This is a genomic window from Bacteroidales bacterium, assembly GCA_016709865.1.
GTDB lineage: Bacteria > Bacteroidota > Bacteroidia > Bacteroidales > VadinHA17 > LD21.
In genome coordinates this window covers 1,356,662-1,381,031 of sequence record JADJLX010000005.1, presented here as the reverse complement: position 1 = coordinate 1,381,031, position 24,370 = coordinate 1,356,662, and the positions used below count along the sequence as shown (strand labels likewise).

Sequence of the window (24,370 nt, the reverse complement as noted above, 5' to 3'; positions counted from 1 at the left end):
ATTTGTAAGGTAAAGGTATCAAAAAGAGATCAGACTCCCTCTTTATTCAATAAAACTGATTTTTCCACCGAGGTATCAGTTTTCAGCTGATGTCCTTTCAAAGGAATTATTTTGCTGTGTATGGCATCGAGTATCCAGTCGGGCTGAGGGAAGAAATATTCTTCCATTTCATAAGCCGGAGTGATCCAGTTTCTTGAACCTACGACAACCGGAGGTGCATCAAGGTCATCAAATGCAAGTTCTGTTATTGTCTGGGCCATCTCTTTCAGGAATGAACCGCGTGCAGAAGCATCACTTGTAAGAACTATCCTGCCTGTCTTTTTAACCGACTCAATAACAGGACCATAATTAAACGGAACCAGCGATCTGGCATCAATAACTTCAGCACTCATACCGTATTTATCCTGCAGAATATCTGCTACTTTAATAGCAGGATATAAGGTTGCTCCAACAGACAGTATAGTCAGGTCTGTACCTGCTCTTTTGATATCAGGTTCCCCGAATGGAATTTCATAGTATCCTTCAGGTACTCCTTCAGTATGAAACATTTCACCTATGTCATAGATCCTCTGGCTCTCAAAGAAAATTACAGGATCGGTTCCCTGTAGTGCAGTATTCATGAGTCCTTTTGCATCGTATGGTGTTGCTGGAAAAACAACTTTTAATCCCGGTATATGAGCAGTAAGCGAAGACCAGTCCTGTGAATGCTGAGCTCCGTATTTTGAACCTACCGATACCCTTATTACAACAGGCATCTTAATAATATTTCCGCTCATAGCCTGCCATTTCGGAAGCTGGTTGAAGACCTCATCACCTGAACGTCCAAGAAAATCGCAATACATTATCTCTGCAATAACTCTTCCTCCGCACATACCGTATCCAATTGCGGTACCAACTATAGCTCCTTCTGAAATAGGCGAATTGAAAAGACGATGATAGGGGAGTGCTTCAGTAAGTCCGCGGTATACAGCAAAAGCCCCGCCCCAGTCGCGGTTCTCTTCTCCCCAGGCTGCAAGAGTCGGGTCTTTGTAAAAACGGTCAATTATTGCTTCAAAGATCCCGTCGCGGAACTGATATAATCTTGCTTTGGATACCGGTTTACCTTCCTTGTCTTTGTAAAAGCGTTCTTTGGTTTTGAGTGATTTTACACGCGGGTTCTCTTCCATAGGCATCAGGACTTCCGGAGTTCTGTCTTCCATCTTATCAACTGATCCGTTTGAGAACATCATTTTACCAATGCAATCCGGGTCTTTCTGCATATCGATCCTGGGTGATATCTTATCGTCGATGCTCAGTTTAAGCATCTTTGACAGCAGTTCTTTCGTTTCAGTTGTTATGTTTTCGAGCTGTTCTTTTTTCGCTATTCCTGAAATTTCAAGCTGGTGTCCGTAAGAGAGTATCGAGTCTTCCTGCTGCCAGGCCTCAATCTCCTCTTTTGATCTGTATGAGGAAGCATCTGATGGCGAGTGACCACTGATCCTGTATGTTAAAGTGTCGAGTAATACCGGACCCATTTTTGCTTTGAGTATCTCTTTTTTGCGTCTGAATGCATCAATTACGGCAAGTGGATTGTAACCATCAATCCTCTCAGAGTGCATCATCTCGGGATTTACTCCGGCACCGACCCTGGCAAGGATATCGTAACCCATTGTTTCACCCATTGTCTGACCACCCATTCCATAGAGGTTATTCATGAAGTTGAAGATCAGGGGCAGGCCGCCTTTATATTCACCATCCCAAAGTGTTTTATACTGATCCATGGTAGCAAATGTGATGCCTTCCCAAACAGGTCCGCATCCCATTGAGGCATCACCGATGTTACAGACTACAATACCGGGTTTGCGATTTATTTTTTTGTAAAGGGCAGCCCCTACAGAGATATCTCCTGAGCCTCCAACGATAGCATTATTCGGATAAATCCCGAAAGGTGTGAAGAAGGCATGCATCGATCCGCCTAATCCTTTATTGAATCCGTTCTCACGGGCAAATATCTCGGCAAGAGCACCATATAACAGGAAGTTCTTTGCAAGTTCTTTAATACTTCCCTGAAAACCGTTCTCAACAACTCTCAATGCTGCTCCTCCGAAGAAGTTCTTCATAACAGAATAGAGAGTATCCTCATCGAGACGGTGAATTGCTGATAAACCTTTTGCCAGGATCTCACCATGGCTGCGGTGAGAACCGAAGATGTAATCATCAACCTCAAGCGTATAGGCCATACCTACAGCTGAAGCTTCCTGTCCGATAGAAAGGTGGGCTGGTCCGGGATGATTATATGGTATCCCGTTATACTCATTCGTTGTTTTGATGAGGTTGAGCATTGTCTCAAACTCCCTTATCACAACCATGTCGTGATAAATCCTGAGGAAATCTTCTCCCGTGAAGTTTTTCTTCTCCTCCTCAATAGTCTTATTGTACTGGTTTACAGGAATTTTACCGAACTCAATGAATTTTGGTTTTCTTACAACCTTCGGATTGATGTTTTGACTTTTTGGCATGATTTATATTATTTGTATGTTTTTAAAAGGAATGGTCGCGACCATTCCCTACATAATTGTTAAAATTAATATCTGAAATTCTCAATCTGTTCTTTTATCTCTTTCAGGAACAGTGTTGCCGGACCACCGTCAATCGCCCTGTGATCATATGTGAGCGATAATCCAATATATGGAACGAAGCCGAAAATGTTATTTCCCATATTGGCCGGACGGTTAATTATAGTACAGACTCCCAGTATACCTGCCTGAGGAAGATTGATAACAGGAGTGAACATTTCTACACCATAGTTTCCAAGGTTAGATACGGTAAATGTTGCTGCTGTGCTCTGAATCAGCTCAGGATTAATGCTTCCCTTACGGCAGGCGTCGGCTGCAGATTTAAGCTCTTTCGATAATGTTGTGAGATCCATTTCACTTGCATTCTTTACAGCCGGGACCATTAATCCTCGAGGTGTGTCGACTGCCAGTCCAAGGTGCACTTTATTGAAAGTTTTTATTGTTTCACCAAGGAAATGGCTGTTGGCTTCCGGGAATTTCTCAAGCGCCCTTATTACGCACCAGCAAACCATATCATTCAATGTTATATCCTGCTGATTCTTATTTGCGGCGACCTGTGATTTTATTTTCTGACGGGCATCCAGAAGATGGCGCACATCGGCACTCATGTGGTGTGTCAGCTGTGCAGAATTCTGGAGTGATGCGTGCATTGACTTCGCAATTAGCTTTCTTACATTGCTTAAAGGCTGCTCGGCAAATTCAGTTTTATCCGATTTTACTGTTATTTTATTAACAATAACTCCTGAGAGAGCTTTCTCAATATCCTCAGTAATAATCCTGCCATTTGGTCCGGATCCCTGCAGGTTATTGTAATTAAGCCCTTTGTCATCTGCAAGTTTCTTAGCTCTTGGTGATATTCTTATTTTCCCATTAGCATTTCCTGGATAATTTATTTCCCCAAAAACCTCTTTAGCTTTTACATCCTCTACGGCCTCTACAGCAACAGCTGATTTATCTGCCGAATTATCGGGATTTAAAGATGCCGTTTCCTCTCCGGCTTTTCCTATTGCCGCAACATTTACAAGTACAGGAACTTCGGCTCCCTCACCAAAGTAGATGTCAAGCAACAAACCTTCAGCCGGTGATTCCAGATCAAATGCGGCTTTGTCGGTTTCATATGAGAACAGGATGTCGCCAACAGTCACACTTTCTCCTTTTTTCTTAAACCATTTTGTAATTATACAGGTTTCAACTGACTGTCCCTGCTTCGGCATTATTACTGCTGTTGCCATTATGTTGTTATTTGGTTATTGAGTTATTATGGTATTAGGTCTGTTTTGTTTTTACTTCGGTCTTCCGTCTCCGGTCTTCCGACTTGTAATTATAAGTTAATGAAATACATATTGACTACTTTAGATATGTCTAAATATCAATGACTACAAAAATAATTCAATTAACTTGTATTTACAAGTAAAGTTTATTATTTTTACAATTAATTAATTTTTTTGTCATGGTTAGCCCTAAAGCCATACCGCAGTACAGGAAACTTTATGAAATACTCCGGAAGCATATTCTGGATGGTGTTTATAAGGAGGGTGATCTGCTGCCCTCGGAAAATGAGTTATGCAAATTATACGGCATGACTCGTCCCACTGTACGCCAGTCTCTTGCAACCCTTGCCGCGGATGGTTATATAAAAAAGCACCAGGGAAAAGGCAGTATAGTTCATAACCTTCCGCGTGAGATAGGGATTCTTTCAGTTTCAGGTACCACTTCAGCAGTTGGTAACCGCAATCTCAAGACAAAGATTATTGTAAAGCCGGTTCTCATGCAATGGCCTGAAGATTTTATGTTTCCGCTTTCTGACCTCGAGAAGGAATCAGGTTGTATTTATATGGAGAGGCTTCGGCTCCTCGATGATGTGCCCATTTTTTACGATATCAGCTATATCGCAAACATAAACCTGCCAAGAATAACTGCCCGTCAGTTTGAGAACAGGTCTCTTTTTCAGATCTTAAGAGATAACTACCGGATAGAAATTAAGGGCGGAGATCAGAGAATCAAAGCTATTCCTGCAAATACTAAGATAGGTAAGTTTCTGAAAATCAAAAAGGAACAACCCGTGCTTCACCTCGAACGAAGGTTGGAAACCAACAATCCCGGGTTATTTCTGTATTCCTCAATCTTCTGTAATACAGAAAAATATTCTATTTTCGGTAGGTTTTAATAATATAGTCAAAATGAAAAGACGTGAAATGATCAAGAAGGCCACTTTGCTGGCATCAACTCCTTTGTTACTTCCCGGACCATTTTACGGATTTGGGAACTCACCAGGCTATACCTGGAGTAATGAAAAAGTTAAGAGGTTTGGAGACAGCCGCGACTGGTTCTTCGAAAAGAGATACGGAATGTTCATTCACTGGGGATTATATTCAATCCCTGCCTGGCATGAGCAGCATCAGTGGAGGGCCCGTGTACCGCGAGCTGAATATGTTAAGCTTGCAAACCAGTGGAATCCGAAGAAATTTGATCCCGAAGAATGGCTCGATACAATGGAAATGGCAGGGATGAAGTACATTACAATCACAACTAAGCATCACGACGGATTCTGCTTATGGGATACAAAGCAGACAAAATTCAATACAATGAACACTCCTTACAAACAGGATATTATTGGCAAACTTTCTGATGCCTGCCACAGAAGAAACGTTCCGTTGTGCCTGTATTACTCAATAGCCGACTGGAACCATCCAAACTATCCGAATCAGGGACGACACCATGAACTTGCAGGACCGGAGCCGGGCGATACCCCTGACTGGGATAAATACATGGAATTTCTAAAGGCCCAGGTGAAGGAACTCTGTTCCAATTATGGGAAGATTGATGGATTCTGGTGGGACATGAACGTGCCTCTTTATAAAGATCCTTCAGTGAATGCCATGATCAGATCTCTGCAGCCATCAGCTGTAATCAATAACCGCGGATTTGATGATGGAGATTTCGGTACCCCTGAGCGCGATTTTGCTGCTGCTGAGGCTGATGCTACTGTGCTGGAAAGACCAACCGAGGCTTGCCAGTCAGTAGGCATGGAGAGCTGGGGCTATAAAAAAGATGAGGATTATTATACTGATCTTCATCTCGAGAGGAGCATCGACAAATATCTTTCACGCGATGCAAACTATCTGCTGAATGTGGGTCCGACCGCTGAAGGCCTGATACCTGATCAGTCATATGAGATCCTTGAACGCCTGGGCGAGTGGTACCTCTCAGTTGAGGAATCTTTCGTTAATGTTACTCCGGTTACTCAGCTGTTGAGCAGCAAGGATGTTTTTGTAACATCGCGTGATAAAACAATTTACATCCATTTCAATAAAGGACTTACGGGGAACGGATTTAAAGTGAAACCATTGGATGTTTTGCCGGTGAAAGCAACCCTTCTCAATAATAATAAAAGAGTGGAATGCGTTGTTGATCTTAGTCCAGGTGATCACATTGAACAGAAAAAATATCTGCGTCTGAGGAACCTTCCGGTAAATGAAATGGCAAATAGTGTGATGATTATTAAACTTGAATTTAAAAATGCATTATCATAATCAAAAAAAAGTTTATTTTTATACTTCATATGCTATAAAACATAAGACCAATCATTAACTAACCTGATAAATACATTGTAACATGAAAGAAGAAAAAAAAGGTATGTCAAGACGCCGGTTTCTTGGCACAGCAACTCTCGGTGTAGCTGGAATGGTAGTGCTTCCGAGCATTGCATCATCATGTAAAGGCACTCCGCCTGCAGACACTGAAATCAAATTGGGCTTTATTGGAATGGGGCAGCAGGCTATGTTTCTGCTTAACGGCTTTATGCAGATTCCAGGTGTTAAAGTACTTGCAGGATGCGATGTTTATGGAATTAAACGTAAGCGTTTCGAGAAAAGGGTAACTGAATTCTATGCCAAGGCAGGAAAAGAAGTTAAAGTTGATACCTATGAGAAATTTGAAGATCTGATTGCAAGAACTGATCTTACTGCAGTTGTTATTGCAGTGCCTGATCATTCTCATGCAAGAATAGCTATTGCTGCTTTGAAAGCTGGTAAAGACGTTTATCTTGAGAAACCAATGACTTTCACAATCAAAGAGGGTCAGGAACTGAAAAAAGTTGTCAGGGAAAATAACAGGATACTAGGAATCGGAAGTCAGCAGAGATCATCAGCTGAATTCCAGCATGCTGTTAAACTAGTTCAGGATGGTGCACTTGGCAAGATAACCAAAGTGCATGCTTATGTTGGTGCTCCTCCTAAACCGTATGATCTTCCTGAAGAACCGATTCCTGCTGATCTTAACTGGGATTTGTGGCTGGGATCACTTCCGATGCCAATTCATTTTAATAATCAGCTCGATCCTCCGATATCACTTGATCCTCCTCAGGATGAACAATTCTGGGGTGCATGGAGATGGTATTCAGAGATGGGAGGCGGATTTACAACCGACTGGGGTGCCCATATGTTCGATGTTGCTCAGTGGGGACTCGGCATGGACAGAAATGGTCCGGTTGAAATTTCACCTGTCGGCGACGGCACAGAATATATGACTTTCAAATATGCCAATGGTGTTGTGATGACATCAGAACCTTTTGATGAGAAAAAAACAAAAGGTGTTAAGTTCATAGGCGAAACTGGATGGTTAGAAGTGTCAAGAGGCTTCTTTAATGCCTCAGATCCTAAATTTAATCCTCCTCCGGCAGCTACAAATGTTGAAGGTCCGTATGAAACAAGAATTCCTCACCAGCTAAACTTCGTGGAAGCAGTCAAAAATCATGTTGATCCTGCTGTTCCTGTAGAGGTTGGTCATAGCAGCTGCACAGTTTGTACTCTTGGTAACATAGCATGCACACTGAAGCGCACCATTAAGTGGGATCCGCAGACTGAGACATTTGTGGATGATACCGATGGTGCTGCCACTAAGCTTATGCATTACGAGTACAGAGCTGGTTACAAGCTTGTATAGAAGAAGATCAGATATTCTTTATAAGTTATACTTTAAGGCTAGGCGTAGTATGAAACTACGCCTATGCTTTTATTAATGAAATATTCATAAAGATGAGATTCTCAAAATTATTTTTTCTGGTAACATTTGCCGGAATAATTGCTTCAGGATGCAGGTCAGGAATAGATGATCCGGTTGTTCTTTCTGCACCTGCCGGATCACTTTATACCTCAATAAAAAAGGATGGAATTACTATAATTCCTAACGGCCGGCTACTTACTCCATCGGGGAAAAGCCTGCTTGTCGCTCCTCATCCGTTCGGACTTGTTCTTAGTAATGACGGAGAAACAGCAGTGACAGCTAATTCCGGCACAAATCCCCTTTCAATATCAATAATTCATAACCTTACAACTTCTCCTGATATTATCCAGGTACCGCCGGGTTATAATACTGATGAAGGTGTGCTGGAATCAGTTTTTATGGGACTTGCCATATCACCCGATAACAGTAAAGTGTATGTTGCTGCCGGTCAGGATAATTCCATTCAGGTATTCGATCTTGCAAACGGATCGAAGATCGACTCTGTGGAATGTTCAGTTTTTGAGGATGGTACATTAAATCCTGACGGCTATATAGGCGATATGGTTTTAACACGCGACGGAAACTATCTGTTAGCTGTTGACCAGACCAATTTCCGGCTTCTTATTGTTGATACCCGCAAAATGAAGGTTGTAAGTTCAGTTGTGGTTGGCAGATATCCATTCGGAGTATGTCTTACTCCTGATGAGAAAAAAGTTTATGTGGCGAATGTTGGTATGTTCCAATACAGTAAGATCGGTAAAATCGAAGAAACATCCGATTATAAAAATGCACTTTCATTTCCTGCCTTTGCATACAATACCAAAGAAATGATTGATGGTATTGTTACTGATTCATTGGTGATCCCCGGACTGGGAGATCCCAACAGTGATAAAGCTTTTTCGGTATGGGCAGTCTCTCTTGATGATATTTTGAAGCCTGAAATAGAAGCTAGGATTAAAACCGGCAATCTTGTCGGACAAATGGTTGAAGGGATTCCGGCAGTGGGAGGCTCAAGTCCGAACTCACTTGCAGTTACTTCAGAATATGTATTTGTGAGTAACGGTAACAATGATAATATTACTGTAATTGATATCAGGACTGATTCAATTATAAAAGAGATCTTTCTGAAGCCTGATGAGGCATTGAAGCATTTCAGGGGTGTAATACCATTCGGACTCGCTGTGTCACCCGATCAGAAAAAGCTCTATGTAGCGGAAGCCGGCATTAATGCAGTGGCAGTTATTGATATTCCCTCATTTACCGTTGAAGGGCATATTCCTGTTGGCTGGTTTCCTTCAAAACTAAAGGTTACTCCTGACGGCAAACATCTGATAGTAACAAATGCAAAAGGTTACGGCAGTGGTCCTAACGGAGGAAAAGATTTCAAAGAGGGCGGCGAAGGAACATATATCGGATCGCTTATGAAAGGTACTGTCTCTGTAATAGAGATGCCTTCGAAAGGAGAACTGAAAAAGATGACTTCACAGGTTATCACCAACAACTTCTTTAAGCAAAAAGCCGGTAAACTGATAAGAACCCGGAAGAAAAACCCGGTTCCAGTATATGGAGGTCAGAAAGAGTCACCGATAAAACATATTGTATTCATTTCTAAGGAGAACCGGACATTTGATGAGGTCTTTGGGCAGGTTCCGAATTCAGAGGGAGATCCCTCTATTGCAAGGTATGGCCGGAATGCCTCATTTACAAATAAAGCTAAAAATGAGCTTATTCAGGCTGCAACCGTAATGCCAAACCACCTAAAACTCGCTTCGGAGTTTGCAATCGGAGACAACTTCTATGTTGATTCTGATGTTTCGGCCGATGGACACAGATGGCTTGTAAATACCTATCCCAATGAGTGGGTTGAGACTTGTACTCCGGCCAGTTATGGAGGCAACAGGGAATATAATCCCGCTTCAAAAGCACCGGGCAGTCTGGGTATGAACGGAGCTGCAGGGGCTATATATCCCGAAGACTATAATGAATCAGGTTCAATGTGGGATCATCTCGAAAGAAATAAAATAGACTTCTATAATTTTGGTTTCAGCGTTATGTTTGAACCTGCTTTTTACGATGAGTCGTACAAGTATACCGGAATCAAACAATTCGCAAATTTTCCTGTACCTACTCCTATATTCAGCAGGACCTCAAGGGAGTATCCTACCTATAACATGGCAATACCCGACCAGTTCAGGATGACACAGTTTATTAAAGAGTTTGAAGCAAAGTGGATGGGCGAGGGTAAGGTTATGCCACAGGTATTGACAGTGATATTGCCAAACGATCATGGGGCAGGAGAGAGACCTGAAGCAGGATATCCGTTCAGAGAGAGTTACATGGCTGATAATGACCTGGCAGTGGGAAGGATAGTAGAGTACCTTTCTCATACTCCATACTGGAAGAATATGGCCATTGTAATTACAGAAGATGATGCTCAGAATGGTGTAGATCATATCGATGCTCACCGGAGTTTGCTAATGGTTATATCACCATGGGCTAAGAAGAACTATATCAGCAAACTGCATTACAGCTTTGGCAGTATATTCAAAACTTTCTGGAATATACTCGGATTACCATATCTGAATCAGTATGACGCCGGGGCAACTGACCTCTCCGATATGTTTACAGGTAAGCCGGATTATACTCCTTATACTGCACTGCCGGCTGACATTCGTTTTTTTGACCCTCAGAAAGCGCTTACCCCGCTCGATGAGAACTTTGACTGGAAGTCCCTGGAGGAGTCACCGGTACTTGACGATCCGAAAGAGATGGTAATAGATCAGAAGGAGAAAGTGGAATACAGACTGGAAGATCAGAAGAAGAAATAAGAAAGAGGCGTTAGTATCAGACAAAAAAAAGAACATTTCTGAACAAAATGTAAAAATCATTGTTATTTCTGAAAATTAACAGGCATTAAAAACAGATAGTTTTAGCTGGAAAAAAGTAGTGTATAATGGCAAAAAGCTATTTAAATACAACATATTATGGCATTTTATTTTTTGTTTTCAAAAATAAATATGACCTTTGTCCCTGTTTTATAAATACTTTAATATTTGAACTATGAACATTTACGTAGGAAGTCTTCATTTTAAAATGAGTGAAGCAGAATTAAAAGAAATCTTTGAAGAGTATGGCGAAGTAACATCCGCAAAAATCATTATTGACAAGTACTCTGGAAAAAGCAAAGGATTTGGTTTCGTTGAGATGCCAAATGACGCTGAAGCAAAAAAAGCTATCGAAGAACTAAACGGCGCTGAAGTTAGCGGAAGAAACATTATCGTTAACGAGTCAATCGAAAGAACTGACAGAAGAAGTAATTTCCGTGGTGGTGACGGTGGTGGTGACCGCAGAGGCGGAAGCGGTGGTGGAAACAGAAGAGATAACTACAGGTAGTTAACTTAACATCTAAAACTATGAAAGGTACTGTTAAATGGTATGACAGAGTAAAAGGTTACGGATTCCTTCAGACAGAAGACAATAAGGATATCTTTATCCACCGTTCAGGTTTAGAAGTTTCCCATACCGAACTTGAGGCAGGTCAGGCAGTTGAATTTGAAATTGAGCAGAGGGAAAAAGGACCGGTTGCCATCAAGGTTAAAAGAGTAGACTAGTCTTACTCAAAAAAATACCAAAAAGGCTGTAACAGAAATGTACAGCCTTTTTTATTTGATATAAATCACTCCTCACTTCACATACCACGTACCTCGCACCTCTTACCCCAACCTCTTACCTCACTTCCTGTTCCTGATATAGTTATGCTTGATATGGTTCTGCCCCGATTCTCTCTCGTCAATCTCAAAATCGAGCGAGCGAATGAGGGGAGTAAGTTTTGGGAAACCAAAGTTTCTCGGATCAAAATCAGGTTGTTTCTTTAGGATCAGATTGCCGACATCACCGAGATACGCCCAGCCGTTTTCATCAGCCAGGTCTGTAATTGAAGAAGAAATCAGTCTTTTTACTATCTGCGCTGGTGTCTGGGTATCAGGTGCTTCAACCTTTTTCTTTTTTACAACCGGTTTGCCTTTCTTCCTGATCTCAGGGGCGGCTTCTGCAACTGCTGATGACGAAGTAATTATCTCAAGGTATATGAACTTGTCACAGGCAACAATAAAAGGATGAGGTGTCTTTCTTTCCCCTATTCCTATAACTTTCATGCCGGCTTCCCTTAATCTTGTGGCAAGCCTGGTAAAATCACTGTCGCTGGAGACAATACAAAAACCATCAACCTTACCGGAATAAAGGATATCCATGCCATCAATAATCAAAGCTGAATCGGTTGAGTTTTTACCTTTGGTGTAGCTGTACTGCTGAATCGGAGTAATTGCATTCTCAAGAAGAACGGATTTCCAACCGGCAATAGTCGGTCTGGTCCAGTCACCATAGATCCTCTTAAAGGTAGGTGTGCCGTACTTGGCAATTTCCTCAAGCATACCCCTTACATTGCTGTATGGTATATTGTCGGCATCTATAAGGACTGCCAGACGAAGATCATTTAGTGTTTGCATAAGTAGTATTATTTAACTTATTGCAAGTTAACGCTTTTTTCCGGTCATCCGGGTAATGTCGAGCCTCAGAATAGTTGTTCTACTCATAACATTCTCACTGTAAGTAATCTCACCAGTTGCTCCATAATGCGACATTATAGCATTAAGCCCTTCAGTCTTCCTGTCATCTTCAGTTATTACCGAAATATTACCATAACCCACAACACTAGAAAAATTCATCCCCCAGTCACATCCTTTCTCACCTCCATAAAGTTTATGATCTGTATCCATCTGAAAGCAGACATGGTTGTTTTTTCTTATCATATCAAGTTTTCTTCCCTCATTAGCGCAATGGAAATAGAGTACTCCTTTGCCAACAGGAACATATCCGAAATTCATTGTAACAATATATGGTTCATTTTCAACTGCAAGGGCAATCCTGCAAACATCCGCCCTGTTAATTATATCTTTTATGCTCTCATCTTCAGTCACTTCTCTGTCTTTTCTTCTCATGATTTACAACTGGTTACTTATTCTGTTAATCAACTTTTTCTTTTTATTTCTTCTATTTTTCTATATACCGGACAATCGGGACTATGCGCTCCAGGCAAATAGCCGGTACTCATCAAAAACTCGTTTACAATTTCACCACCTGTAAATTTGAATGTCTTTTTAAAGAGTTTTGTCCAGCTTTCAACAGTCTCATTCTGTTTGGAGTTTATATCGAGCCAGTTCCTGAATGAACCAAATTCCCTTTTAATCGTGATTATTGTTTTTGCATTTTCAATAGCAGCATTTATTTTTAGCCGGTTTCTGATTATACCTTCATCATGCATAAGTCTTTGAAAATCATTATCTCCGTATTCTGCTACTATTTCAACTCTGAAATTGTCAAATGCTTTACGGAAATTGTGTTGCTTTTTAAGTATGAGGATCCAGTTCAGGCCAGCCTGGTTTATCTCAAACATTAATCTCTCAAAAAGTTCATTGTCATCGTCAATAGGGAAACCATAATGTTTATCGTGGTACTCCTTGTGAAGCATAAGCTGTTCCCCTGAAATAGTTTTTATATAATCGCAATAGGTCATATATGTATTTGTTTTTGTATCTTAAAATAATTCATTAAAAATAAAGAAATTTGTTAACTTTGCTTCCATTCCGTAAAAAGGACTAAACAAACTAAACAAAACCAACTTATATGGGAAAAGGTGATAAAAAATCGAGAAGAGGTAAAATTATACTCGGTACTTTTGGTGTCAGACGTCTTCGCAAAAAGACCTTTAAACCTGAAGTAAAACCTGTAAAAGTAGCTGCAGAAAAGGAACATAAGGAAAAGAAGGCAGTGAAAGAAAAGAAAGAAGCAGTTCCTGTTGCAGAGGTTGCAGAAGTAAAAGAAGTTAAGGCTGTTAAGGCTGCCAGGGAAAAGGCACCTGCAGCTGCGAAGGAGAAAGCACCGGTAGCTGAAAAAGCACCTAAGGCTGAGAAAGAAAAGAAAGCACCTAAAGCTGAAAAACCTGTAAAGACAGCTAAACCTAAAAAAGAAAAGTAGACCAGCCTTTACTGATGGAAATCCTTTTTGAGGGAGTTAAACTGAGACCCTGGACTACTAATGATGCCGGGGCGTTGGCTGTTATAGCTGATAATAAAAAAGTCGCTGACAACCTCCGGGATGGTTTTCCTAATCCATATTCACTACAAGATGCCATTGACTGGCTGAATATTATATTGCCGGAAAACCAGCCTCCGCGGTTTTTTGCTATTATGGTAAATAAACAACTGGTTGGCAGTATTGGCATTGTGACAAAATCAGATATCTACAGGAAAAACTTTGAGATCGGGTATTTTCTTGCTGAAGAGCATTGGGGAAAAGGAATTGCAACCAGAGCTATCAAGGCAGCAACTTCATATGGCTTCAAAGATTTTGATGTAGTCAGGATTTATGCCGAACCTTTTGCAGATAATCCAGGATCGCGCAGAGCCCTTGAGAAAGCCGGATACAGACTTGAAGCAACCCTTCACAGAAATGTTATCAAGAACGGAATAATTAAGGATAGCTGTATATATTCGGTGCTGAAGGAGGATTTCAAATACTATATTTAATAGGTGCTGGGTACTAGGTGCTAGGTGCTAGGTGGCATGTATTTAGTTTGATCTACAACACCCAGCAACCAGCACCAAGTACCCAGAACCTGTTTCTTATCTTTTTACAATCAGCCACTTATAATCCTCAGGATCAATCACCGCATTTATAATAACTGGTTCATGCTCCGACAGTGCTTCAATAATTGCGGCTCTCATTCTTTCTGTTGAGTCGGCTCTTAAAACCTTTATTCCCAGAAAGGTATCTGCTCCGAATAAGTCACCCTGATATAGAATTGTGCCATATGGAGGCAGCTCTTTCCACGATTGTTTGACTTTAATAAGATTCAGTTCTCCGTCGGAAAAGACAACTATTATAACCGGAAGGTTATACCGTCGTGCTGTAATTATCTCACCAGCCATCATCAGGAATCCACCATCACCTGTAATGCATACAACGTTAGCATGTTTGTCATTCAGCTGCGCTGCAAGGGCAGCCGGTATACCGAATCCCATACCCGACCATCCGTTAGTCATTATTACCCTGTTCTTGCCTGATGTCTGCCAGAACTGCCCTATGAGGTGAAGGTGTGATCCGACATCAGATGTCAGAATTGTATTTACAGGAAGCTCATCCTGCAGTACTTTTAGGGCTGCAGCCGGACCAAAATGATTGGTGAAACCTTCAAACACTGATATCATCTCATCACGTACTCCCCTGATCAGATGTTCTTCAAATATCAGTGAGCCCTCATTCAGGTTCTTAAGGATGGTAAACCACTCGTTGGAAGGACCGATATACTGATTTACCGAATCCCGGCGGGGTATGTCTGTTTGCCTGGTGTCGAAGTGGATAAGCGGTACATCAGGAATCCAGGATTCATAGTTAAATTCAACCGGATCATAACCAATACCTATAACAAGATCGGTCTTTTCATAAATGTCTTCAAGGTAATCACTTAAAGAATGAAATAGCACTCCTGCATAACAGGGATTGTCTTCATTGATTATTCCCTTCGCCATTGGTGTGATCACTACCGGCATCCTGTATTTTTTCAGAAATTCCTGCATCTCTGAGTGTATATTCTCCCTTACTGCTGTCAGTCCGATAGCCAGAAGAGGACGTCTCGACTTCTCCAGATCTGAAATAATCTTTTGAATATCATTCTGATGATACTCCTGTTCACTGATTATGCCTGTTTCGCCTGAATCAATTATCTCATTTCCTGATATATCAGATGGTAATCCGATGTGTACCGGTCCGGGGTAAATTCCATTGCAAAACCGGATTGCTGATTCCATAACTTCCTTTACATTTCCTGTTGTCAGCCTGAAAGTTGCCAGAGTAACAGGTTCAAAAAGCTTCTGATGGTTAATGTTCATCTGGGTTGTCCGGTTGATCATATCATCAGAAACCTCTGTTGTGAAAACTATAACAGCAGACCGGTCAAGCATGGCACCCCCTACACCTGTAGAAATATTGGTAGCGCCCGGTCCGAAGGTAGCATGACATATTCCCGGAACGCCTGTCAGCCTTGAGGTAACGTCAGCCATAATACCTGCAGATGCCTCATTTGAGGTGAGTATGAACTCTATACCTGCATTTTTAAATGCCTCCATATATGGGATCGATGGTCCGCCGGGGATTCCGAAAACAAACCTTACACCATTTGTATATAGCTGATCAGCAATATATTCAGCAATAGTCATAAATAACATGTTGAATAACAGACAAAACTATTAAATATTATGATCTCTTCATATTAAAAATGTTTTCTATTTCTGCTACATTTATGCGATGGTCATTTAAGTAAAATCATTTTATGAAAGCAAAAATACTTAAACTCAGCTTCCTTATATCAGTAATTATGTTTCCGGCATTAGCCTTTCCCCAGGTAACAGCTGAAGACTATAAGCGGGCAGATGACCTGGCAAGGCTGGTAGCAGACAAGGTCTATTACAGCAGTGTAAGACCATCATGGATTGGAAATACTGGTAGTTTCTTATATGAGACTAATACACCCACTGGAACGGATTATTTTATACTGAATACCGCAGATCTTAAGAAGAGGCAGGCCTTTGATCAGACTAAGTTTGCCATCGGGTTTTATGCTGCAACCGGAATTAAAGCAGAGACCGGGAAACTACCAATAAGGAACATTCTCTTTTCTGAGAAGTTCGGAAGCTTTGCCTTTGTTTATGATAACTTTAACTGGATCTGCAACCTCAAGGATTACAGAATCGTTAAACGCGACAGGGTGACTGAAAGAGGGAGGCAATCAGCCTGGGACTGGGGATTCAGGGATGAGCTGGCAAATGCACCAATGGATTCCCCAGATAAAAAATGGACAGCCTTCATCAGGAACTATAATGTCTTTATAAGGTCTGCAGATGACAAAAAAGAGTATCAGCTGAGTTTTGACGGAGGTATCGGGAATTATTATTCTTCCTATTTCAGGTGGTCTGATAACTCTAAGAAGTTAATGGCGTACAGGGTGACATCTGCAGAAAAGCATATGATATATTACATTGAATCCTCACCTGAAGATCAGCTCCAGCCAAAACACTACTCTTACGAATATCAGAAACCCGGTGATGAAGTTCCTCAGAAGTATCCTCAGCTTTTTGATATTGAGACTAAAAAGCATATTCCCGTTGATGATAAAATCATACCGAATCAATACACTGTAAATAACATCCAGTGGAGCAAGGACAATGCATATTTTACTTTTGAATACAACAGAAGAGGACACCAGCTCTATCAGGTAATTAAGGTTGATGCTGCAACTGGTAAGGATAAGGTGATTATTAATGAGACCTCATCAACTTTTATAGATTACAGCGGTAAGAACTTCAGATACAATCTTGATGAAACAAATGAGATTATATGGGCTTCTGAGCGAGATGGCTGGTATCATTTGTATTTGTATGATTCAGGTACCGGACTTGTAAAAAACCAGATCACCAAAGGCGAATGGGTTATCAGAGATGTTACTTATGTTGATGAAAAGAAAAGGCAGATTATATTTCAGGCAAGCGGCAGGGAACCGGGAGACCCGTACTATATACATTACTACAGGATAAATTTTGACGGATCGGGTCTGATCAGACTTACTGAGGGAGAAGGAACTCATGAGGCAAGTTTTTCACCTGACAAGAGCTTATTCGTTGATACATGGTCAAGAATAGACCTTCCTCCGGTTTCAGTTCTAAGAAAAACAGAAGACGGATCAAAAATTATGGACATTGAGAAGGCAGATATCACTAAACTTCTTGAAACAGGTATAAGGCTCCCTGAAGTTTTTACAGCAAAGGGGAGGGATGGTGTGACTGATATCTGGGGAATAATAATAAAACCAACCAAATTTGATCCCTCAAAAAAATATCCTGTTATAGAATATATCTATGCTGGGCCGCACAGCAGCTTTGTACCAAAGAGTTTCAGACCATTTTTAGGTGAGATGCATCAGCTGGCTGAGCTCGGATTCATTGTTGTTCAGATAGATGGGATGGGAACGTCGAACCGCTCGAAAGCATTTCATGATGTATGCTGGAAGAATCTTAAGGATGCAGGATTCCCCGACAGAATACCATGGATAAAGGCTGCAGCAATTAAATATCCATCGATGGATATTGAGAGAGTTGGTATTTACGGAGGATCAGCAGGTGGTCAGAATGCTGCAGGGGCAGTATTGTTTCATCCCGAATTTTATAAGGTTGCAGTGGCCGCCTGCGGTTGTCACGATAACCGTATGGATAAGATGTGGTGGAACGAACAATGGATGGGTTGGCCTGTTGGTGTGGAGTACTCTGAGTCATCGAATGTTGATAATGCATGGAGATTAAAGGGCAGGTTGCTTCTGATAAACGGAGAGATGGATAACAATGTCGATCCTGCTTCAACCGAGCAGCTTGTTAATGCTTTGATAAAAGCCAATAAAGAATTTGAATATGTTTTTGTTCCTGGGGCTAAACATATCAGCAATGGTGGTGTTTATGGTAGCAGGAAACGACGTGATTTTTTCGTTAAGCATTTGCTCGGAACAGATCCTCCTGAGTGGAACATAATTGAAAAATAAAAAAAGTATTCTGATATTTGCCGCCAAACATTTCTGAATTGAACTCCAAAGGAAACACAATATTCTGGGCTATAATTGCCTGTCTGCTCTGGTCAACAGCCTATGCAGGTATTAAGATCGGATTACAGTACGACACCCCTTTCCGTTTCGCAGGTGCCAGGTTCATAATTGCCGGACTGATGATACTGCCTTTTACAATAAAGCCTAAAGCATATTTTAAAATGATCAGGGATCACTGGAAAGTTGTTGCCTGGGTTACATTTTTACAGATACTTTTTAACTACTCTTTGTTCTATCAGGGACTAACACTTGTACCCGGTGCTCTCGGTGCAGTTATTGTTGGATCTCAACCGCTTGTTACAGCATTTGTTGCAGCAATTATGCACGATGGTGACAGGCTTACAAGAAAGAAAGTCATAACTATAGTATTTGGTATTTCAGGGGTGATACTAATCAGTGCAGGACGACAGGCTTTTAAACTTGGAACCCTTATGGAACTGCTTGGTGTATTTATGATATTAACTGCCAACATAGGAACAGCGGTGAGCAATGTTGTTGTTTCACTTAAAGGAAAAGGTCTGAATCCTTTAGTTCTCAGTTCCTCCTCGATCTTTACAGGAGGAGTGGTCTTCTATCTCGCATCCATACCAATAGAAGGACCTCCGAAATTCGATTTCCCGGCTGAATACTGGGTTACCCTTATCTGGCTTGGTTTTATGGCTGCGGCAGCATTCTCATTGTGGTTTAAATTGCTTCAGCGTCCGGGAGTTAAAGTATCGGAACTCAATTTATGGAAATTTATTATTCCTGTTATTGGAGCAATCCTTAGCTGGCTGCTTGTTCCTGATGAAAATCCGGAATGGCTTACTATTTCCGGAATGGTGATTATAACGCTTTCATTGATAACATTCTACAGAAGCACAAAAGAAGTACCTGCTGCGTAGATTAATAAAGCTTATTATGCAAAAGAGACTCATCGCTTTTGGCTCATATGCAATCTTCTGGTTTTTGTTTTTCGTTTTTGCACGAATCTTTTTTCTTGCTGTTCAGTTTAGTAGTACTGCACTTGAAACAGTTGGAGGGATAGCCGGAGCCTTTGTGCATGGTGCAAAGCTTGATATATCAACAATCGGTTATTATTTGCTTATTCCTGTTCTGGTTGCAATTCCATCCCTTTACTTCAACAGTAACTGGTATAAAGTATTTATGCGCTGGTATACATACCTTCTGATTGTTTTTTCTTCGTCAATAGTAGTCGCTGATTCCAACCTCTATTCTTACTGGGGATTCAGAATGGACTATACGCCAGTGCTTTATCTTAAAACCCCCGGAGAAGCGATGGCTTCTGCAACAACTTCGGAAATAGTTTTTTCTTTTTTTGCAATTGTCGTCATATCGTCGGTATTTATATTCATCTATAAAAAGTTTTTTGACAAACTTTTCGGAGGGTTGGAGCGGATGCGTCTGTGGCCATTGGGAATTATTGGTTTATTGCTTTTTTGGGGTGCACTTATAATACCTATCAGAGGCGGATTTGGTGTTGCTCCTATAAATGCAGGATCGGTATATTTCAGTAACAAAATGTTTCTTAATCACAGTGCTGTTAATGCAGTCTGGAACGTAGGAACATCAGCATTTACTTCCAAACCGGTTAAAAACCCTTACATATTCGGCGATAATGCTGAGGCAGCTGCAATAGTTGATTCACTGATTGCCGTAGGTGGCGACACCAGAAAGGTGCTGAATACCAGTCGTCCGAATATAATGATACTGGCACTCGAAAGTTTCAGCGGTTATGTAATCGGTCCGCTGGGAGGAGATTCACTGGTTACTCCCAATTTCAACAGATATGTTAAGGAAGGCCTTTTCTTTTCGGAGTTTTATGCTGCAGGCACCAGGACTGATAAAGCAATGCCTGCAATTCTGGATGGTTATCCTGCTCAGCCTGCACAGTCAATTATTAAGGAGCCAAAAAAGAGCCAGTCATTGCCAAGTCTGGTAAAAATACTTATCGGAAACGGATACAGGAGTTCCTTCTGGTATGGAGGTGAAATCAATTTTGCAAACTTCAATTCGTTTGTTATTGGTTCGGGTTTTCAGACAATTGTCACCAAAGACGATTTTGATCCCAAAGATTATAATTCAAAGTGGGGTGTACATGATCATGTTCTCTTCAGTGCCCTTAAAGATTCATTGAAATCGGTAAAGGAACCCTTTCTGAATGTTGTACTTACTCTGTCAAGTCATGAACCGTTTGATGTGCCTATGGATCCGGTATTTGCAGGGACAGATAACATGACAAAGTATAAGAACTCTGTTTATTATGCTGATAAAGCCCTTGGTGAATTTCTTGACTGGGCGAAAGGAACCGACTGGTGGCAAAATACAGTTGTAATACTTGTAGCTGATCACTGTGGCAGGGTTTCTGAAGACCAGCCAATTTTTACTCAGGAACTTTTTAAAATTCCGATGCTCTGGATTGGGGGAGCGCTGGAAAGTAAGGGGACCATAATTAGTAAAACAGGCGGACAGGTTGATATTCCGGTTACATTATTAAACCAGCTTGGAATTGAAGGAACCTTCCCTTTTGCAAAGGATTTATTATCCGGGAAATCAAACGCCTTTGCTTTTTATGTTTATAATGAAGGATTTGGTTTTATAACTGACACATCTGCTTATGTTTATGATCATAAACTCAGGATGCATGTAATAAATGAGGGTAAGAATCCTGAATATGCCGAAAAGACCGGGAAAGCCTTCCTCCAGGTTTTATTCAACGATTATTTAAAGCGCTAGATGTCAAAGCAAACCAGACAAATTCCCCGTGCAGTTATTATGCTGGGCATTGTCAGCCTGCTGACGGATGCGGCGTCGGAGATGATATATCCCCTGGTTCCTGTTTACATTGCAGCTCTTGGTTCAGGTGCAGTATTACTTGGAGTAATTGAAGGTATAGCAGAGACAACTGCATCGATGCTGAAGCTTATCAGCGGTATAATTTCAGATAAGATCGGCAAAAGAAAAGTCCTTGTTCTGATAGGATACTCAATTTCTTCTCTCGTGAGGCCGCTTACCGGAGTGGTATCATCAGCGTGGGAAATAATTATAATCAGAATGTTCGATCGTGTGGGGAAGGGAATCAGGACCGCTCCCAGGGATGCTCTGCTTGCATCCTCGGCAGATGAAAGTTTAAGAGGAAAGTCTTTTGGTTTCCACCGCGCAATGGACCATACCGGTGCAGTTATAGGCCCTCTCCTTGCAATTATTACGTTGCTCATCCTGTTTATTGGTTTCGGGATGAAGGATTCTCTTCTGGCTTTGCGGTGGACATTCATTCTGGCAATAATACCCGGAGTACTAGCTATTTTAGCTATAGTTCTTTTTGTTAAGGAAGCCGCACCAAAGACTGCAAACGGCGTATCTTTTTCATTCTCCATCAGGAGTTTTGATAAAAATTTCAGGACATACCTTCTTATAATGATTCTTTTTACACTGGGCAATTCTTCTGACGCTTTCCTTCTTTTCAGGGTGCAGGAGGCAATCAGCAGAAGTGGATCGGTAGTGGCTATTGTTAATAATATAACACCGCTTCATACCATGGTATCGAATTTTGGAGATGAGGCTTCGCAGGCGAAAGTGATCAATATCCTCTTTTTACCTCTGCTATGGGCTTTCTTTCATATAATTAAAGTCGTGTTTTCAACTCCCCTGGGGTCCCTGTCGGATAAAATTGGCAGAAAGAAAGTGATTAATATAGGTTGGGGAATTTATGCTTTTGTCTATATTTCCTTTGCTCTTATTGTGTTTTTGTCACCTGAGATCCAGGTTGTTGCTACTTTCTTACTATTTGCAGTTTATGCATTGTTTTACGCTTTTACAGAGGGAGCTGAAAAAGCATTTGTGGCCGATCTGGTGGAAGAGGATAAGCGTGGAACTGCCTACGGACTCTTTAATTTCTCAATCGGTCTAGGTGCCTTACCTGCAAGCCTTATATTCGGATTTCTCTACAGCTATTTCGATGAACTGATCCCCGGTTATGGAGGAACAGTAGCATTTGGTTTTGGAGGTACTATAGCTCTTATCTCAATGTTCCTGCTGGCTATAAAAGTAAAAGAGCCTTCTAGAGACTCTTGTTAACTACATCTTCCTCTGTGGCTCTCTGTGTCTCCTCCTGAATTCCTCTGTGTAATAATTTTTTAAGAACTAACACAGAGTTACACAGAGAAGGCACAGAGTTACACGGAGGAAAAGAAAAATATTACTTATCTGCTATACTTCTTCTTATCTTTTTTGCCGTATTTCTTATCTTTCTTATAGTCTTTCTTGTAGTCTTTATTCCTGTTATCGGATCCTTCACTTCTTCTTTTCTCAGGTTTTCTGTCTGACCATTTTGCAGGACGTTTTTCTGACCGGTCTCTTTCCCTGTGTCCGCCCTCAGGCTTCTCCTGTGCTATCTCAACAGCAACTCTTCTGTCGTTGAATTTAGCATTGTTAAGAGCATTAATCAGAAAATCAGCAGAATCAGATTCAACTTCAAAAAACGAGAATGTCTTCAGAAGATCTATTTTACCAAGCTGTACTTTCTTTCCGGATGTATTTTTATTAACCAGATCGATAAGCTGTTCAGGGTAAAAACCATCTGTTTTGCCCAGATTTATGAATAACCTTTTATAATTGCCTGCATATTCTCTCTGCGACCCTTTTTTGCCGCCTCTGTCCCTGTAATTGTCATCTCCTCTGTCCATTGGTGACGTAATATCGGCCCCTGATCTGTAGTCATCGAGGAAACGGTCAAACTGAAGAGATACGACTCTCCTGAGAAGTTCTTCCCTGTCGAGGTTGGAAAGTTTTTCGGTAATTTCAGGAAGAAATTTTTCAATCTCCTGGTGCTCGGTAACAACTGTTTCCAGTTTCTTTACCCAATGGAATAATTGTCTTCCGCATATTTCACTCCCGGTAGGAATCTGGATAGCCTTAAATGTTTTCTTAACAATTCTTTCAATCTGTTTGATAACATGCTGCTCTCTCGGACTTATCAGTGTAATTGATATTCCTTTTTTTCCTGCCCGTCCTGTTCTGCCGCTGCGGTGAGTATAAACCTCATTATCGTCAGGCAGATTGTAATTGATAACATGTGTCAGATCATCCACATCAAGTCCCCTGGCTGCAACATCAGTTGCAATAAGAAGCTGAATATTCCTGACCCTGAACTTCTGCATTACAGTATCGCGCTGTACCTGCGACAGATCGCCATGCAGTGCATCAGCATTGTAACCATCTTCTATTAGCTGGGAGGCTACCTCCTGAGTCTCTTTTCTGGTACGGCAGAAAACGATACCGTAAATATCCGGTTCTGAATCGGCTATTCGCTTTAATACTTTATACTTATCCCTTGCTGAAACAAGATAGTACCCATGAGTCACATTTTCAGCCGATGCATTTTTTGTGCCGATTGTAATCTCTTTGGCATTCTCCATATATCTCTTTGCTATTCCGGCAATTTCAGCCGACATAGTGGCTGAGAAAAGTAGAGTTCTTCTGCCAGCAGGAACCTCTTCAAGTATTTCATTAATACTGTCGAGAAAGCCCATATTGAGCATTTCATCGGCCTCATCAAGAATTACGGTTTTTACCCCGTTTAATTTTGCTGCTCGTCTTCCGATAAGATCTATTAACCGGCCGGGAGTAGCAACAATAATATGAACTCCTTTTTTAAGTTCTCTTATCTGGTTGTCAATACTTGCCCCGCCGTAAACAGCAAGTATTCTTAATTTGCCTGTATACCTTGCATAATCGGTAAGGTCGCCGGTTATCTGCATACATAATTCGCGTGTAGGACAAAGAATAAGCGCCTGTGTATAGCCTAATTCTGTATCTGTCATCTGCACAAGAGGAAGCCCGAAAGCTGCTGTTTTTCCTGTCCCTGTCTGAGCCAGTGCTATTATATCACCCCCTTCAGCAAGCATAAGCGGTATCACTTTTTCCTGTACCGGCATAGGCTGCTCAAATCCCAGTTCCTGAATAGCCTTCAGAATACCGGGAGTAAATCCCAATTCTTCAAATTTTGTCATTAATAAATTATGTGATGTGGTTTCGTGAGCGACACTTTTTTACTCCCCGACGAAATGAACTCATTTACTAAACCGGAATGATACATGAAACCGCTGCT

The 24,370-nt window shown here is 41.2% G+C and carries 19 protein-coding genes; 12 read left to right on the top strand and 7 right to left on the bottom strand.

Annotation, left to right across the window (positions count from 1 at the left end; all coding sequences use genetic code 11):
* Positions 1 to 29: 29 nt before the first annotated feature.
* Positions 30 to 2,498: a dehydrogenase gene (locus IPJ16_14315; protein MBK7628347.1), complete on the bottom strand. Its 2,469-nt coding sequence runs from the start codon at positions 2,496 to 2,498 to the stop codon at positions 30 to 32.
* Between the two features lie 65 nt (positions 2,499 to 2,563).
* The gene (locus IPJ16_14310; protein ID MBK7628346.1) at positions 2,564 to 3,787 is read right to left on the bottom strand and encodes a 2-oxo acid dehydrogenase subunit E2; all 1,224 of its coding nucleotides are present in this window, start codon (positions 3,785 to 3,787) and stop codon (positions 2,564 to 2,566) included.
* Between the two features lie 218 nt (positions 3,788 to 4,005).
* Here IPJ16_14310 and IPJ16_14305 point away from each other — a divergent pair, with 218 nt between their 5' ends.
* From IPJ16_14305 to IPJ16_14280, 6 genes are all read left to right on the top strand, one after another.
* Complete coding sequence (locus IPJ16_14305; GenBank protein MBK7628345.1) at positions 4,006 to 4,722, top strand: GntR family transcriptional regulator; 717 nt, start codon at positions 4,006 to 4,008, stop codon at positions 4,720 to 4,722.
* A gap of 13 nt (positions 4,723 to 4,735) precedes the next feature.
* Positions 4,736 to 6,088, top strand: a complete 1,353-nt coding sequence (locus IPJ16_14300) for an alpha-L-fucosidase (protein ID MBK7628344.1) — start codon at positions 4,736 to 4,738, stop codon at positions 6,086 to 6,088.
* 82 nt (positions 6,089 to 6,170) lie between these two features.
* On the top strand, positions 6,171 to 7,499 hold the full coding sequence (locus tag IPJ16_14295; GenBank protein ID MBK7628343.1) for a Gfo/Idh/MocA family oxidoreductase: 1,329 nt from the start codon (positions 6,171 to 6,173) through the stop codon (positions 7,497 to 7,499).
* Between the two features lie 92 nt (positions 7,500 to 7,591).
* Positions 7,592 to 10,387, top strand: a complete 2,796-nt coding sequence (locus IPJ16_14290; protein MBK7628342.1) for a hypothetical protein — start codon at positions 7,592 to 7,594, stop codon at positions 10,385 to 10,387.
* Between the two features lie 232 nt (positions 10,388 to 10,619).
* Positions 10,620 to 10,952: an RNA-binding protein gene (locus IPJ16_14285; protein ID MBK7628341.1), complete on the top strand. Its 333-nt coding sequence runs from the start codon at positions 10,620 to 10,622 to the stop codon at positions 10,950 to 10,952.
* A gap of 20 nt (positions 10,953 to 10,972) precedes the next feature.
* The gene (locus tag IPJ16_14280) at positions 10,973 to 11,170 is read left to right on the top strand and encodes a cold-shock protein (GenBank protein ID MBK7628340.1); all 198 of its coding nucleotides are present in this window, start codon (positions 10,973 to 10,975) and stop codon (positions 11,168 to 11,170) included.
* 120 nt (positions 11,171 to 11,290) lie between these two features.
* On the opposite strand, the gene IPJ16_14275 is transcribed toward IPJ16_14280, so the two are convergent.
* Genes IPJ16_14275 through IPJ16_14265 form a run of 3 tightly spaced genes read right to left on the bottom strand, consistent with a single transcriptional unit; the run spans position 11,291 to position 13,131 of the window.
* Positions 11,291 to 12,064 carry an NYN domain-containing protein gene (locus IPJ16_14275; protein MBK7628339.1) on the bottom strand — a complete coding sequence of 258 codons (774 nt, stop codon included), beginning with the start codon at positions 12,062 to 12,064 and terminating at the stop codon, positions 11,291 to 11,293.
* Between the two features lie 27 nt (positions 12,065 to 12,091).
* The gene (locus IPJ16_14270; protein ID MBK7628338.1) at positions 12,092 to 12,556 is read right to left on the bottom strand and encodes a pyridoxamine 5'-phosphate oxidase family protein; all 465 of its coding nucleotides are present in this window, start codon (positions 12,554 to 12,556) and stop codon (positions 12,092 to 12,094) included.
* Positions 12,557 to 12,585: 29 nt separating this feature from the next.
* On the bottom strand, positions 12,586 to 13,131 hold the full coding sequence (locus IPJ16_14265) for a DNA-3-methyladenine glycosylase I (protein ID MBK7628337.1): 546 nt from the start codon (positions 13,129 to 13,131) through the stop codon (positions 12,586 to 12,588).
* 110 nt (positions 13,132 to 13,241) lie between these two features.
* Between IPJ16_14265 and IPJ16_14260 the strand changes: the two genes are divergently transcribed.
* On the top strand, positions 13,242 to 13,592 hold the full coding sequence (locus IPJ16_14260) for a 30S ribosomal protein THX (GenBank protein MBK7628336.1): 351 nt from the start codon (positions 13,242 to 13,244) through the stop codon (positions 13,590 to 13,592).
* A gap of 14 nt (positions 13,593 to 13,606) precedes the next feature.
* Positions 13,607 to 14,143, top strand: a complete 537-nt coding sequence (locus IPJ16_14255) for a GNAT family N-acetyltransferase (GenBank protein MBK7628335.1) — start codon at positions 13,607 to 13,609, stop codon at positions 14,141 to 14,143.
* A gap of 96 nt (positions 14,144 to 14,239) precedes the next feature.
* Here IPJ16_14255 and IPJ16_14250 read toward each other — a convergent pair whose 3' ends face one another.
* Positions 14,240 to 15,832 (bottom strand): thiamine pyrophosphate-binding protein, encoded by a 1,593-nt coding sequence (locus IPJ16_14250; protein MBK7628334.1) that lies wholly within the window; start codon positions 15,830 to 15,832, stop codon positions 14,240 to 14,242.
* A 158-nt stretch (positions 15,833 to 15,990) separates the two neighbouring features.
* On the opposite strand from IPJ16_14250, the gene IPJ16_14245 reads away from it, so the two are divergent.
* The 4 genes from IPJ16_14245 to IPJ16_14230 are packed head-to-tail and all read left to right on the top strand — an operon-like array spanning position 15,991 to position 22,338.
* The gene (locus tag IPJ16_14245) at positions 15,991 to 18,201 is read left to right on the top strand and encodes a DPP IV N-terminal domain-containing protein (GenBank protein MBK7628333.1); all 2,211 of its coding nucleotides are present in this window, start codon (positions 15,991 to 15,993) and stop codon (positions 18,199 to 18,201) included.
* 17 nt (positions 18,202 to 18,218) lie between these two features.
* The gene (locus IPJ16_14240; protein ID MBK7628332.1) at positions 18,219 to 19,145 is read left to right on the top strand and encodes a DMT family transporter; all 927 of its coding nucleotides are present in this window, start codon (positions 18,219 to 18,221) and stop codon (positions 19,143 to 19,145) included.
* A 16-nt stretch (positions 19,146 to 19,161) separates the two neighbouring features.
* Positions 19,162 to 20,997 (top strand): sulfatase-like hydrolase/transferase, encoded by a 1,836-nt coding sequence (locus IPJ16_14235; GenBank protein MBK7628331.1) that lies wholly within the window; start codon positions 19,162 to 19,164, stop codon positions 20,995 to 20,997.
* Entirely contained in the window at positions 20,998 to 22,338 is a 1,341-nt protein-coding gene (locus IPJ16_14230; protein MBK7628330.1) for an MFS transporter, read from the top strand.
* Between the two features lie 125 nt (positions 22,339 to 22,463).
* Here the strand turns inward: IPJ16_14230 and IPJ16_14225 are convergent, their stop codons facing one another.
* On the bottom strand, positions 22,464 to 24,272 hold the full coding sequence (locus tag IPJ16_14225; GenBank protein MBK7628329.1) for a DEAD/DEAH box helicase: 1,809 nt from the start codon (positions 24,270 to 24,272) through the stop codon (positions 22,464 to 22,466).
* Positions 24,273 to 24,370 lie beyond the last annotated feature (98 nt).